The sequence below is a fragment of the Pseudomonas sp. dw_358 genome, assembly GCF_018449655.1.
In the GTDB taxonomy this organism is placed as follows: Bacteria; Pseudomonadota; Gammaproteobacteria; order Pseudomonadales; family Pseudomonadaceae; genus Aquipseudomonas.
Map to the genome: position 1 here is coordinate 1 of NZ_JAAVUX010000066.1, position 202 is coordinate 202.

Annotated in this window: 1 protein-coding gene; it reads right to left on the reverse strand. The window is 55.9% G+C overall.

The genetic code is table 11. The annotated features are described in order from the left end of the window. On the reverse strand, window positions 1-131 hold a 131-nt coding region (gene tnpB, locus HB675_RS25740), incomplete at its 3' end, for an IS66 family insertion sequence element accessory protein TnpB (RefSeq protein WP_345945802.1). Window positions 132-202: the final 71 nt, after the last annotated feature.

Here is a 202-nt window from a genome sequence, read left to right on the forward strand (position 1 = left end):
AGCACAGGGTCGAACACCGCGACCTTGATGTCCAGCTCGACCAGGGCTGCCAGCCCGTCAATAGATTTTCGAAAGTCGACCGGTTTGGGGTAGAGGTACACTTTTTCGACGCTGGCGTTGGGACGCATCATGGTGAGGAGCTCCTGATAGAAATCGGGAGCGCAGCTTCAGTTGTCAGCTAGTCGCTTGGAATGTGGGGTTC